Raw genomic sequence first — 13,430 nt, forward strand, 5'->3', positions numbered from 1 at the left:
ACTTAATAAGTGATGTTAGATTAAGGCTGTTTTCGGAGAATTGGCTGGAACGAAAATCAACAATATAAAAACAATAGTCTTTAAGAGCCTAGAGTATATTAGGCCAATGAAGTTTTGGAGAGACAATGGGATATTTTGTTTTACTTATAAGGAGGAAAAATCAGTGATGCAAGAGTTAAAACACGGACTTTTAGAAGATCATATTCGCTGTATATTGGAACTAATTGGAGAGAACCCTGAGCGTGAAGGATTACTAGATACACCGAAACGTGTAGCGAAAATGTATAAAGAAGTGTTTGCAGGAGTTGGAGTAAATCCAGAAACAGCATTAACGACAACATTTGAAGAACAATATGATGGTCTTGTCGTAGTAAAGGATATTAGTTATTACACCTTCTGTGAACATCACCTCATTCCCTTCTTTGGGAAAGCACATATCGGTTATATCCCGAATGGCAGGGTAGTAGGGCTTAGTAAATTTGCTAGATTAGTTGAACTTGCTTCCAAAAGACCTCAAGTACAAGAACGTATGACCCAACAAATTGCTGATGCGATTATGAATGTTTTGCAGCCAGCAGGCGTGATTGTTAGTATCGAGGGCCAGCATCTTTGTATGTGTGCAAGAGGCGTGAAGAAACCAGGAAGCTCGACAGTCACAACAGTGAAAAAAGGAATATTTCAAGAAAACACTGCTTTAGCAGAAGAGTTTGAAAGGGCACTTTTACGAGATTAGGAGGATAAAGTGATGCTATATCTTTCAAGAAAACTTTTCTTCTCAGCTGCCCATTTTTATCGTGTAGATCAATGGAGTGAAGAAAAGAATGCCGATACATTCGGATTATGCAGCAATGCTCATGGTCACGGTCATGATTATGTATTAGAAGTGATGGTGAAAGGAAAGGTTAATCCGAAATCAGGGATTGTCGTGAATATTACGGATGTAGATAAAGTAGTAAAAACTTTTGTGTGCAATGAGCTAGATGGCAAATTTCTAAATAAAGAAGTCCCATATTTCCAAACAAACTTGCCAACAACAGAAAATATCGTCAAGTTTTTATGGGAATCTTTACATGGGGAGCTACCGAATTGTGAACTTCATAAAATTCGTTTGAAAGAAAATGATTTTCTATATGCTGAAAAGGAAGGGGCTGCTTCAATGGTTCGTTTAACGCGAAGATATCATTTTAGTACAGCACATCGCTTACATAGCAATGATTTAAGTGTGGAAGAAAATAAAGCGCTTTTTGGAAAATGTAATAATCGTTATGGACATGGTCACAACTACTATTTAGAAGTAACCGTGAAGGGGATTCCAGATCCAATAACAGGAATGATTATTGACTTGACTGAGTTAGATGAAATTGTTGATCAAGAAATTATGAGTAGATTTGACCATAAACATTTAAATTTAGATACAGAAGAATTCAAAACATTAAATCCAACGTCTGAAAATGTTGCTGTTGTTATTTGGGACTTATTGAGTTTGAAAGTTCCAAATCTATTTAAAATTGGTTTATTTGAGACGGAAAAAAATTATTTTGAATACTTCGGACCAGAGGAGTAAAGCGATGCAAGAGATCCAACAACTTAAAGGAAAAACGATCGTCGTAATAGGGGCAAGCAAAGGAATTGGGAGAGAAGTAGCTTTGCAGGCAAAACATTTAGGAGCGAATTTAGTGCTCGGCAGCCGTAGTCAATCTAATCTTTCTGGTAATCATATACTCGAATTACCATTAGATGTACGTGATGAGCAATCAGTACAAACGTTTTATGAAAAAGCAATGCAAACATTTGGCAATGTTGATGTGCTTATAAATAGTGCAGGTGTAGGAACATTTACGAGTATTTTAGAGTCATCAACGGAAGATTTTGATCAAATGCTGGCAGTTAATTTAAGAGGGGCCTATTTAACTTGTAAATATTTTGGCAAACAAATGGTTGAACAAGGAAATGGTCAAATCATTAATCTTGTTTCAATAGCAGGAACGACTGCTTTGCCAGGCAATGGAGGGTATTCAGCATCCAAATTTGGCTTGCTCGGATTTACAAGAGTGTTACAGGCAGAACTTCGGGCAAAAGGCGTGCAAGTAACTTCGGTAATTCCAGGAGCTGTATCAAGCGGTTTTTGGGATCAAATCAATCCAAAGCCAGACATGGACAATATGATTCCTGTAGAGACTGTTGCTCAACATATTATGCATTTAATCACACAGCCTACTGGTGCTTTTGTAGATGAGATTACCATTATGCCACCTTTAGGAATTTTATAAGGGAGGGTTATGTCGTTGAGGCGGTTTAAAAATCTATTTAAGAATCATTTAAATATAACAGATAAACAGTTTCCGTCTCTCCCTCCAAATATTTCCTATGTTGATCTTAATTTCATGACAGCTAGAGGTTTTCTTGCAAACAAAATAGGGCGATACCTCGGCATAGACGAAGGAGATTCAATTTATTTTTATTCCCTATCAAGAGTATCATTTTCTTCCTTTCATTTTGAAAGTAAAGTGGACGAAATTCTATATTATAGCGAAAAAATGCTAACTTGGCAAAATGATGGAAAAAGTATTCCTGCTAATATTCATCATTTAGAAATAAAGAATGATTTAAAAAATGCAATGTTGAAGGCGTATGAAATTCATAAACAGGATTTATTTATGCAACATCAAGATGAAAAACAAACACAACAAATTATTAATACTGAATGGGATATTTATCGTGACGTGATTTATGCAGCAAGTCAAGGGAAACTGCTGCTAATTCCAGAAGAAGAGATTGCTAATTATAAAATTGGTGTAACGATTTGTGAAGGGACGATAAAACAACGATCAGATATTCCTGAATGCCGCAATTTAGCAAAAAAATGTTTAGAAGAAAAAGGTGTTCCGCCTACGAAAATGATGAGCTGGCTGCTAGTATTATCAGAGGCAATAACGAATACTATTAAGCATGCTGAAGAAGGAAAAATGACATTAGTGTCTAGTGAAAATGAAATCAGATTCATTATAGAAGACAAGGGACCAGGTTTTCCTCTAAATGAACTACCGAAAGCGACATTGTTAGCCGGATATTCAACAAAGAAATCAATGGGGCAAGGATTTACACTAATGATGAAAGTAGCGAAGCAAATTTTATTATGCTCGTCGTCTCAAGGGGCAACGATTATTTTAACGTTTGATCAAGAGGATGATAAGGAGGAATTTCAGCGTGCAACAAGCTAGCAGCTACCAAACAGGTTCACTAACAACAATAGAAAAAACGCTTTTGACAGCTAAACTCATTGATGGTTTTTGGGATCGGTGGATTGTTCATGGTGTTGAGAGAAAAGACGTTGTAATTGTTAGACAACAACATTTGATGAAGGAAGCATGGATTAATAGCTGGAAGGAGTTAGCCGATCTTAACTATCGTGAAGCTACGAAGCAATATGAGCAAGGGGCAATCGAGCAGGCGGAATATATGTATAAGATTTCGGCACTGTATTATCAGCTCATCTATTGGCTTTTTCCAGAAAACAACAGTATCAAAAGACAATGGCTACTTAAAAGTTTAGAAGTTATGGAACAGGCTGATCAATTAGCAATGATCAAAACAGAATATGTACAACTTTCGATAAATGGCGGGGAATGTTATGGTCGTATTCGAATTCCGGATAATCATAAAGCAGTGGTCATAATGATGAATCCGATAGATTCAACGAAAGAGGAGTTATTCACGTATGAAGATGACTTTGTGAAACATGGATTTGCCGTTTTGAGTTTTGATGGGCCAGGCCAAGGTCAAACCTATACTTTTGAGGGGCTTCGTGGAACTATTGAGGGTTGGAAAAGTTTTGTTGATAATGTTATTGACTACTCGCATATGTATTTCCCAACATTGCCCATTCAACTTTTCGGAACAAGTTCCGGTGCTGCGTGGGCTTTATATGGAAGCTGTAATCCTAAAGTTGAGAAGGTAGTAGCGGTATCACCTGCATTTATTCAAGAGACTATTAAATTACCAGATTACTTTGTTGAAAGGACACAATTTGTGTTTGAAGGAGATAGTATGCTTCCTGACTTAGGAAAATTACAATTTCTAAATCCAGTTATGTTAGTACATGGTAAGCAGGATGTCATGATTACAGATCAACATATTTATGAGCTTTACCGTCGTTTGCCAATTGGAAAATGTTACGTAGAGTATGAAAATGAAGGGCATTGCTGCAATTACAAGCTCTCGGAAATTCGGCGGAAAGCAATGGAATGGTTTGAGGAGGATATAAAAGATGTCATATGACCAATTTGTTGGATTGATTGCAAAGGTTTCAAATATACCAATTAACGATATTCAACGGGATTCATTATTTAAAAATGATTTAGGAATCGATTCGCTGCAAATGGTCAATTTATTGATTGAACTTTCGAATCATCTCGGTGCTCCGTTAGACAATATTAAAAGTAATGAAGACCTTGCAACAGTTGGTAGCTTGTACAGTATTTTTTCAAAGGAGTAATTACTATGAGTCAATTTTATCCATTTATTTTTGAACAGATGCAAGAATGGGATAAAGAAATTCTTATTACCAATAAGAATAAATATACTTTCCGCGATTTACATAGTAAAGTGGAAGAGTTTATTCATTTCCTTCAACAGCATGGAGATGTAAAGGCTAAGAAAATAGCAATCCTCACTCCTAATCTATTTCCATATCTGTCTCTTATTATCGCCATTAATCATTTAGGTGGAACAGTTATTCCACTTAACCCTCAATTGAAAAATGATGACCTAGCGAGTATTTTAAGTCTTATTGAGCCAAATATCGTTTTTACTGTTGAAGAAGTAAATGGGGTACCGACCAAGCGTATTATTAAAGATTCGCTCACGAAAAATGATATTAGTGCTGTAATGTTCACCTTCGTTGAAGAAGAAGTGGAAGTAGAACAACTATATGGAACTAAGGATTCCAATATAAAAGAAGAAATTGACTTTATTGTATGTACTTCAGGGAGCACCGGTTTACCAAAGGGAATAAAACTAAGTGCGCGTGCAATTAAAAAATGGACGGAGGCTCTTAAATGGGGGTTAGAGCTAGAAAAAAAGGATCAAATTTTTCTTACCATTCCGATAACCGCAGCGTACGGAATTACATGGCTGTTAACTTGTCTTCGTAATGGGGTCCAAATGGTAATTCCTGAAAGTTTTGATATGCCAATCGTGTTGCAGTTACTTAGATCAAATCATTGTAACAAGTTAAATACAACCCCATCTATTTTTAAAGGAATTTATATATTTTCTAAACAACTTAATATTAAAGGTTTAGAAAATATAAGTTTATGTGCACTAGCAGGGGAACAAGTTAGTGCTGATTTAGTAGAAACGATTAAGGATCTCAAAAGTTGTCGTATTATTAATAGCTATGGATTATCTGAGCAGGGCGTTCTAATGTATACCAATGACATAAGAAGCGAGGCAGTAGAATGGTCAATGGCAAAAGGGAATCAATATAAAGTTGATAATATGTCTGAAAATGGCATTGGGGAGCTAATGATCAAGACTTCGTATGGTTTTGACGGCTATTACTTAAATGACGGGATGACACAAGAAGTACTATCAAAAGACGGTTGGTTCGCTACAGGAGATTTAGTGACAATTAATGAACAAGGGAAAATCCATATTGTTGGACGAAAGAAACAAATCATTAAAAAAGGCGGCGTACAAGTAATCCCAACAGAAATTGAGCTATTCCTAAATAAACATCCGAAGGTGGTGAACTCTGCTGTTGTAGGAATTCCTCATACTGTTTACGGAGAAGAAATTATTGCCTTTATCGTACCGAAAGCAGAATGTACATTAGAAGAGATATTTTCATATTTAAGAAAGAATATTGCAAATGTGAAAATACCGGGGAAAGTGATGAAAATCTCTGAATTACCGATTATTCAAGGGAAAGTGGATAAAGTGACATTAAGAAATAGAGCAATTGAATATTGTGCGGAGGAATAGAGCATGAAAACTAAGTCAAGATCATTGAGGGCACAGTTTTTAATCCGAACATTTATTACGCTTATGATGATTGTAATGATTGCAGGAACGGTGCAATTTTTCTATATAAAACAACAGGTTGCGAAAGATGTTCAACGAAAATCATTAATATTATCGGAGAGTGTAGAGCAAGGGATTGCAGAAACAAAATTAGCCTCTACATCAATAGAACATCAAATCGATTTACGATTGTTATCGTACGCGACGAGAATTTCTTATCGTTTAGGTGATCAACCTTTACAAAGTATTACTAATAAGGAGCTAAAAAGTCTTAGTAAGGAATTAGGCGTCACAGGCATTACGCTATTTGGAAAAGAGAAAAATGATATCGTTGGGGTAAAGGCAACTGATCCCTCGGAAATTGGATTTAGTTTTAAAAAAATAGGATATACAATCGGTTACCAATCTTTGGAGAAGCTATATCAAAATGAAAAAGTTCCCTATACATCAGGTGTGACTTATTCGACAAGAACAATGTATGCATTACCGATTTCACAATCAGGCTCACATGGAAATAAGCCTACATTTTTTAAGTATGCATATTATCATGCACCAGGTACAGATTATATTATTAATCCGTATATTGAGGCGAATGAAGTTTATCAGTTTACTAATAAAGTAGGTCCAAATACTCTAATAAATAAAATGGAAGAAAAATTTCCATTTGTAAAGGAAATTGGTGTGTTAGAGCCGACAGTGTTTAAAAGCCCCGAGCTAGCTAAAAAACTATACCCGCCGTTAAAAAAAGTGGCCTATGGGAAATATACTTATAAAGATTCAAAAGACAAACAAATTATGCTGGATATTTTAAAAGGTAGGAAGAGTATGACTGAATATATTAAAAGTTATGGACATGAAAAAGTATATAAAATGTTTATTCCTACAAAGGATGGACAAGTAATTTATATTGCCCTAGATTATTCCCAACTAAGCAAGTCGCTTTCTCGCAGTTCTATTATTCTTATTGTTTCTGGAATAGCTTCTCTACTTGCGCTTTTCTTCATTACAGCAAGATTTTTTAATGAAATTTATGTGAAAATTCGCTTGATTATTGACCAAATCAAGCGCTTAGAGTCTCGTGATCTAACGGCCAAAAGCAATATATATGGTGTGAGTGAACTTACAGAACTTTCTGAAGGATTGAATAGTATGGTTGATTCATGGAATGAAAGTGTACGGCATACAAAGCAACAGGCAGATAAAACACAAAAACTTTCTGTTTTATTAGAAGCAGAAGCATCGAATTCGGTAGAGAAAATGTTTGAAATGTCAACGGAGTCTACTATGAAATCACGGGAACAGCTTTATGAAATTAACGAGTTTTTGGATGATTTGAAAGAGATTCTTACTGTATACAATTTTAAGGAAAAAGAAAAAACGCTTGAAAAAATTGAGGAAATGAAAATAGTAGCAAATGATCGTACGTATGCAACAACCAATATGACAATTGCTCTTTCTGATTTAATCAAATCATTACAGGGGCAATCTGCAGAGCTATCCGAAATTTCCAATGCATTACTTAAGAGCATGGATAAATTTAAACTTTAAAGGGGTGGAAGCGAAATGGGATTAGCAATAAAAAAAGAACTAGAGGGATCAACCGTTATTCTTTCACTTCATGGTGTGTTAGATATTTCTACAACCAATCAAATTGATTCCTACTTAGAGAACTTGGAGAAAATTGATGTATTTGTTTTTGATTTTAGCGAGCTGGAGTTCATTGATTCAACAGGAATCGGCTCAATTTTAAATGCAATCTACTTATCTCAAGACTATGATTTTAAAATTAGGCTCCAAGGTATTAGTGAAATGACTCATCAAGTGTTCGAAATGGTTGGCCTTTATCAAATTGTAAATGCATTTCATGGGGAGGTGGTACAGTAATGTTCCATGATAGCCTTACGTATCACTATGGTGATCAACAACTAATGAATAAATCATTACAACGTGAAATGAAACTGGCAAAAAATATTCAGTCATCACTATTAAATGGAAAGACGCCTGTTTTTGAAGGCGGAGAAGTAATTGGTGCATCACTGCCCGCAAGATTAATTGGCGGAGATTATTACGACTTTTATCCTTTAAATAATGGCAAAATTAGAATTGTTATAGGTGACGTCATGGGGAAAGGCATTCCTGCAGCAATGCTCATGATATTAACGAGGGGAGCCTTTCGGAGTGCGGCAGAAAGCAACCCGAGTCCAGGTGCAACTTTAACGGCTATTAATCAAGCCATCTATGCAGATTTAAGAACATTAAGATCTTTTGTGACGCTATTTTGTGCTGATTGGGACCCGAAGACGAGGATTCTTACTTATGCAAATGCAGGACATAATTTACCAATACACGTATGCGGGAATAGTGAAAAAGTCAAGCAAGTTCCAATTGTTAAAGGCATTATGATAGGCGGGTTGCCTAGTCAAGTATATGAAGAAGAGTCTATTCAACTAGATAGTCTTGATATGGTCTTCTTTTATACGGATGGAATCATTGAGGCGCAAAATAAAGATGGGGAACAATATAAAATGGATAGACTTATTCAAACACTATCAATTCATAGAGAAAAAGATATCGAAGAAATTGAGAAATATGTTTTAGAATCCATTCACCAATTTACAGAAGGTGTTCCGCAAAAAGATGACATTACAATGGTTCTGTTAAAAACATTCGATCAAAAAATTAATATAAGTAGTGTAAATTCTCCATTATTGTGATGGGAGGATATATCCGTGGAAACTATTATCTCCAAAGGGAAAAATCTTCATGAAGCAATTAGATTAGGGCTTGAAATATTAGAAACTACAAAAGATCAAGTAAATGTTGAAATCATTCATAATGGAAAAAAGGGATTTTTAGGGATTCGTTCAAAATACGCAGTTGTCAAATTAACGAAAAAAGAGCCAAGTACATCAAGTTCTGCTTTTTCTAATATCGAGCAAATGTTAAAGATGATTGAGGATGATACCCCTGCTAAAAATAATAGAAGATCATTTAAGAAAGACATACAAAACGAAATCGAAAAGGAAAAAGACGAAGCAAAGGTTTGGATTAAAAATGGAAAATTATATAGTACATCTACTTCAAACCATTTTCCCTCGATTACCGTTCATAGTGGCATTAAGTTATTCAAAAATGATCAAGAGGTAAAAGAAAAAACGACAGTTGTTACAGATGCTAGCGCCTATATGCTGAAGGTAGAGAACAAGGAATTTGCAACGAAATGGGAATTAAAATTAGATCCATTAAAATTATCTGCCCGATTAACTGTTGAACCAGGTGCGAAATGGGTGCGCCATCTACCTGATATTGAAGCAGACCAACATATTGATATAAAAATTGAGGAAAATAAGGTTATAACAAATCAATTAACATATCAGGATGTAATGGCAAAGTTGGATCAATTAAAAGTAAAACATGGTTTCAATCAGGCTGCAATTATGAAGGCAATCACTACTACTGAACCTGGTACTTTTGAAATTGCTACAGGAATTAAACCGAAAGAAGGTAAAAATGGCTGGGTAGAGATTAAAATAACATTGGAAACGAGTCAAGCACCTAAGAAATTGGAAGATGGTCGGGTCGATTACAGGGAAATCCAATCTATTACAACCGTTGAGAGAGGAGCAGTTATTGCCATTATTCATCCGCCTATCCCAGGACAGATTGGATATACAGTCACAAATGAACCACTTCCTGCCAAGCAAACAGTACCGATCATTGTAAGAGCAGGAAAGGGCATCATGTTAGTTGATGATAAAGTTGTAGCACTAGAATCAGGACGTCCGCACTTTGAACAGCGAGGACAACTGTTCAAAGTTGAAATTATGCCGAAATTAAAGCACAATGGGGATGTTGATTTATCATCTGGTAACCTTCACTTTACGGGAGATATTGATGTCTTAGGTGAAGTGAAACAAAATATGATCGTTGAGGCACGCGGCAATATTAATGTCTATAAAACAATTAATCAGGCAACCATTACTGCGTCCGGAGCCATAATGACTTATGGAAATGTCATAGGATCAAAGTTATCGGCGGGAAAGCATAATATGATTGTCACCGAACTAGGAAAGCTTCTAGGAGAAATTAATCAACATGTTGAAAAAATGATTCAATTAATTAAACAACTTACGTCAGCAGCTGCTTTTAAATCAAATGATATTTCTAGCAGAGGTGTGCAGCCACTTATTCGTATTTTATTAGAAAAGAAGTTTAAACCTATTTCTCCCTTAGTTCAACAATATGTAGAAATGATAGGAAAGGCAGAAAACTATTTAGATGAAGATGAATGGAAAGAAACATCGCTATCATTGTCTACACTGTTTTTATCTTTAAGTAATGAAGTGATCTCGATTGATTGGCTATTACTTTTATCGAAGAAAATGCAAGAACTCCATAAACGAAGTACAGTGATGGTTGAACCAGATTCCTTTATTTCCCTTCCTCATGCTTTTAATAGTTGTTTATACAGCAGCGGTAACGTTTCTATTGTTGGAAAGGGTTGTATCAATACAAAAATTCATGCAGGAGGCAGTTTGCATGTTAGCGGCGTTGTTCGTGGGGAAGAAGTATATGGGGGATTAGGGGTGAAAATCAATGAGGTAGGTTCACTGCGAGGAAAACCGACAGTGATCTGTGTACCGAATAATCAAACGATCGAAGTGAACAAAGCAATGGAAGGCACAGTCATTCAGATAGGTTCTATTAAGCATATTTTAAAAGAAACAGTTTATCATGTTCGTGCTCGGCTTGATCACAATCAATGTATTTTGTTTGAAACATATAATGGAGGTAAGTCATGATTCAACTTTCATATTCTATATCTGGAGAGCATATCGTTATTCAGTTGAGTGGGGATTTAGATATAGAGAGTACCGAATTGATAGAGCAGGAACTTATTCCGATGTTAGAGAAGTATCAATCGATAAGACTAGATTTTGAAAAGGTTCTTTTTGTAGATTCCTCTGGTATAGGGATTTTAATGTTTTTAGTTCAGACACTGCAAGAACAGAATAAGGAAATAACGATATGTAATGTTACGGCAGAAGTGATGGAAGTACTTAAGCTTTTACAAATACCGGAAATTTTAGGCGAAAGTATTTTTGCCTAAGAGGCTTCCGATCTCATGTAAATCATACTTAAAGTTGCGATGTTTCATTGGAATAATGAATGTCGACTAAGGTATTCATACATAAGATAATAAAGAGAAGAGATGTCCCATATTAACATGGGGCATTTTTAATTTTAGTTGTTTATTGTGCGTTGATTTCCGCTTTCTGCGGGCGGATGGTGAGCCTTCTTAGGCAGAGGCTCACCTATCCCACGGAGGTTATCCCAATCAATTTTATAAATCGTTAGATGAAAATAGAAGAAGTTGGAATTTTGATTAAAATAAAATAATTTTAATAAATATACTTGATTTACCATTGACATCCTTTATTATGTGTTATATTATTCGACATATAAATGTTATAAAACCTAACAAATAGGGTGGTTGTATGAAAAAACTTGAAGCAATCATTAGACCTGAAAAATTAACGGATACAATTAAAGGATTAAAAAATATAGGTGTGACAGGCTTTACTGTTTCACAAGTTGTTGGCAGAGGGAAACAGAAAGAAACTCAAGGTGTCTACCGTGGTAAAAATTATCAAGTAATGTTGCATCCAAAGGTGAAATTGGAAATTGTCCTTTCTGACTATATGGTGCAGCAAACGATTAAAACGATTGTAGATTCAGCTCAAACGGGAGAAAACGGAGATGGGAAGATTTATATCTATCCAATTTTAGAAGCTTATAATATTCGAACAGGTGAAGCAGATTTTGATATCGATGATCTGGTCAATGGAGAGGGGTGAGATGTGTGGAGCCAATGTATGTCAATACGATTTGGGTCGTCATTACTGCTGCGATGGTGTTATTTATGGAGGGTGGATTCAGTCTGCTTGAATCCGGTTTAGTGCGAACTAAAAATGCGGTTAATGTCACGATGAAAATTTTCGTGGATTTAACTGTTGGGGCATTGTCCTTTTGGCTAATCGGTTTTGGCTTAATGTTCGGTAAAGACCTATTCGGTATAATTGGTACAAATTTGTTTGGATCTCCAGAGCATATCCATCTTTCTATTGAACTACCAAGTGCAGCTTATGTATTGTTTCAAATGGGTTTTGCTGTAGCTTGCATTTCTATTGTTTCAGGTGCAGTTGCAGAACGTATGAATTTTAAAGCGTACGTATTAACAGCAATCCTTATTTGTATTATTTTATATCCAATTACAGGGCATTGGATATGGAATAGTGAAGGCTGGCTGGAAAAATTAGGTATGAAGGACTTTGCAGGTTCTGCTACTATACATGCGGTAGGAGGGTTTGCCGCTTTTGCGATGGCAAAGTTGTTAGGCCCGAGAATGGGAAGATTTAATTCCGACGGCAGTGCCAACGTCTTTGCACCTAGTAACATTCCGTTGGCATCAGCAGGAGCATTCATTTTATGGTTTGGCTGGTTTGCCTTCAATGCGGGAAGTACTTTAGATGCAGCGAATAAGGCACTTCCGTCGATCGCGCTTAATACAATGCTTGCGGGGGCAAGTGGCGGAGCTGTTGCGCTTTTTATAACAATGAAAAAGTTCGGTAAAAGTGATCCAAGTATGACGATCAATGGTGTATTATCAGGATTAGTTGCTATTACTGCTGGATGTGCGTACGTCTCTCAATGGAGCGCAGTGATTATTGGTGCAGTAGCTGGTTTGATTGTCATTTATGCTACTTTGTTTGTCGATTATTTAAAAGTAGATGACCCAGTAGGTGCTGTAGCTGTGCATGGGTTCAATGGAGTATTCGGAACGGTTGCTGTAGGATTATTTGATAAATCTCAAGGTTTGTTCACTACTGGGCATGCGTCCTTATTAGGTATACAGCTTTTAGGCGCTGTAGTTGTTATTTTGTGGGGATTAATTGGTGGAACGTTTATCGCAAAGGTTTGTGATAAAACGGTTGGTTTGCGTGTAAGTGCACGTGAAGAAAAAGAAGGTTTAGATATGTCTCACCACGGTATTCCTGCTTATAATGAATTAGAAAGATTTACAGATATTCCAACAAGCCTTTATAATTTTGAGGAAACGACTGGTATTATGGTTGCACCTACGAACGGAGAAAAGGCTAAAGATATTATTTAAAATAAAGAGGCGGGGTAAAAAGTATATGTCTAAAGAAAACCCGAATATTACGTTCCAGCCCCGCTCCGGAAATATACTTCGCGTTCCACGGGCGGTCTGGGGGCCTGCTGTAAATCCATTTTTTTAGGTAGACCGATGGAGCGATTTTTGCTACTGTGGTGACGAAAAAGAGGTTCAGAATTATCTCATTCTGAACCTCAAGTCATTTCACAAGTTTTTTATTATAGGGGCG

General features: G+C 36.1%; 14 protein-coding genes. All 14 read left to right on the forward strand.

Annotated features, from left to right (window positions below; all coding sequences use genetic code 11):
• The first annotated feature begins 166 nt into the window (after window positions 1–166).
• A complete protein-coding gene (gene folE / locus G4D61_RS05385) occupies window positions 167–733 on the forward strand; it encodes a GTP cyclohydrolase I FolE (RefSeq protein WP_035354348.1) in 567 nt (188 codons plus the stop codon).
• A 12-nt stretch (window positions 734–745) separates the two neighbouring features.
• Complete coding sequence (locus G4D61_RS05390; protein ID WP_035354332.1) at window positions 746–1,564, forward strand: 6-carboxytetrahydropterin synthase; 819 nt, start codon at window positions 746–748, stop codon at window positions 1,562–1,564.
• Between the two features lie 4 nt (window positions 1,565–1,568).
• A complete protein-coding gene (locus G4D61_RS05395) occupies window positions 1,569–2,270 on the forward strand; it encodes an SDR family oxidoreductase (RefSeq protein ID WP_035354335.1) in 702 nt (233 codons plus the stop codon).
• Between the two features lie 15 nt (window positions 2,271–2,285).
• Window positions 2,286–3,221: an ATP-binding protein gene (locus G4D61_RS05400; RefSeq protein ID WP_163173425.1), complete on the forward strand. Its 936-nt coding sequence runs from the start codon at window positions 2,286–2,288 to the stop codon at window positions 3,219–3,221.
• On the forward strand, window positions 3,208–4,278 hold the full coding sequence (locus G4D61_RS05405; protein ID WP_035353448.1) for an alpha/beta hydrolase: 1,071 nt from the start codon (window positions 3,208–3,210) through the stop codon (window positions 4,276–4,278). Before G4D61_RS05400 ends, G4D61_RS05405 begins: the two co-directional genes overlap by 14 nt.
• Entirely contained in the window at window positions 4,268–4,495 is a 228-nt protein-coding gene (locus G4D61_RS05410) for an acyl carrier protein (protein ID WP_025727331.1), read from the forward strand. Before G4D61_RS05405 ends, G4D61_RS05410 begins: the two co-directional genes overlap by 11 nt.
• A 5-nt stretch (window positions 4,496–4,500) precedes the next feature.
• Complete coding sequence (locus tag G4D61_RS05415) at window positions 4,501–5,985, forward strand: class I adenylate-forming enzyme family protein (RefSeq protein WP_035353449.1); 1,485 nt, start codon at window positions 4,501–4,503, stop codon at window positions 5,983–5,985.
• A gap of 3 nt (window positions 5,986–5,988) precedes the next feature.
• Entirely contained in the window at window positions 5,989–7,572 is a 1,584-nt protein-coding gene (locus G4D61_RS05420) for a HAMP domain-containing protein (RefSeq protein ID WP_163173427.1), read from the forward strand.
• Window positions 7,573–7,587: 15 nt separating this feature from the next.
• Complete coding sequence (locus tag G4D61_RS05425; protein WP_163173429.1) at window positions 7,588–7,908, forward strand: STAS domain-containing protein; 321 nt, start codon at window positions 7,588–7,590, stop codon at window positions 7,906–7,908.
• Window positions 7,908–8,738 carry a PP2C family protein-serine/threonine phosphatase gene (locus tag G4D61_RS05430; RefSeq protein WP_035353457.1) on the forward strand — a complete coding sequence of 277 codons (831 nt, stop codon included), beginning with the start codon at window positions 7,908–7,910 and terminating at the stop codon, window positions 8,736–8,738. The genes G4D61_RS05425 and G4D61_RS05430 overlap by 1 nt, the downstream gene beginning before the upstream one ends.
• A gap of 15 nt (window positions 8,739–8,753) precedes the next feature.
• Window positions 8,754–10,826: a FapA family protein gene (locus tag G4D61_RS05435; RefSeq protein ID WP_035353459.1), complete on the forward strand. Its 2,073-nt coding sequence runs from the start codon at window positions 8,754–8,756 to the stop codon at window positions 10,824–10,826.
• Window positions 10,823–11,134 carry an STAS domain-containing protein gene (locus G4D61_RS05440; RefSeq protein WP_025727337.1) on the forward strand — a complete coding sequence of 104 codons (312 nt, stop codon included), beginning with the start codon at window positions 10,823–10,825 and terminating at the stop codon, window positions 11,132–11,134. The genes G4D61_RS05435 and G4D61_RS05440 overlap by 4 nt, the downstream gene beginning before the upstream one ends.
• Window positions 11,135–11,522: 388 nt before the next feature.
• Window positions 11,523–11,882, forward strand: coding sequence for a P-II family nitrogen regulator (locus G4D61_RS05445; protein WP_025727338.1), 360 nt, complete (start codon window positions 11,523–11,525; stop codon window positions 11,880–11,882).
• A 14-nt stretch (window positions 11,883–11,896) separates the two neighbouring features.
• Window positions 11,897–13,198, forward strand: a complete 1,302-nt coding sequence (locus G4D61_RS05450; protein WP_035348302.1) for an ammonium transporter — start codon at window positions 11,897–11,899, stop codon at window positions 13,196–13,198.
• Window positions 13,199–13,430 lie beyond the last annotated feature (232 nt).

It is taken from the genome of Heyndrickxia ginsengihumi, assembly GCF_011008565.1.
In the GTDB taxonomy this organism is placed as follows: domain Bacteria; phylum Bacillota; class Bacilli; order Bacillales; family Bacillaceae_C; genus Weizmannia; species Weizmannia ginsengihumi.

Bases quoted from the DNA above. Each gene is read 5' to 3' on its own strand.
- folE (WP_035354348.1), top strand. From the start codon at position 167: ATGCAAGAGTTAAAACACGGACTTTTAGAAGATCATATTCGCTGTATA.
- G4D61_RS05390 (WP_035354332.1), top strand. From the start codon at position 746: ATGCTATATCTTTCAAGAAAACTTTTCTTCTCAGCTGCCCATTTTTAT.
- G4D61_RS05395 (WP_035354335.1), top strand. From the start codon at position 1,569: ATGCAAGAGATCCAACAACTTAAAGGAAAAACGATCGTCGTAATAGGG.
- G4D61_RS05410 (WP_025727331.1), top strand. From the start codon at position 4,268: ATGTCATATGACCAATTTGTTGGATTGATTGCAAAGGTTTCAAATATA.
- G4D61_RS05415 (WP_035353449.1), top strand. From the start codon at position 4,501: ATGAGTCAATTTTATCCATTTATTTTTGAACAGATGCAAGAATGGGAT.
- G4D61_RS05420 (WP_163173427.1), top strand. From the start codon at position 5,989: ATGAAAACTAAGTCAAGATCATTGAGGGCACAGTTTTTAATCCGAACA.
- G4D61_RS05425 (WP_163173429.1), top strand. From the start codon at position 7,588: ATGGGATTAGCAATAAAAAAAGAACTAGAGGGATCAACCGTTATTCTT.
- G4D61_RS05430 (WP_035353457.1), top strand. From the start codon at position 7,908: ATGTTCCATGATAGCCTTACGTATCACTATGGTGATCAACAACTAATG.
- G4D61_RS05440 (WP_025727337.1), top strand. From the start codon at position 10,823: ATGATTCAACTTTCATATTCTATATCTGGAGAGCATATCGTTATTCAG.
- G4D61_RS05445 (WP_025727338.1), top strand. From the start codon at position 11,523: ATGAAAAAACTTGAAGCAATCATTAGACCTGAAAAATTAACGGATACA.
- G4D61_RS05450 (WP_035348302.1), top strand. From the start codon at position 11,897: ATGTATGTCAATACGATTTGGGTCGTCATTACTGCTGCGATGGTGTTA.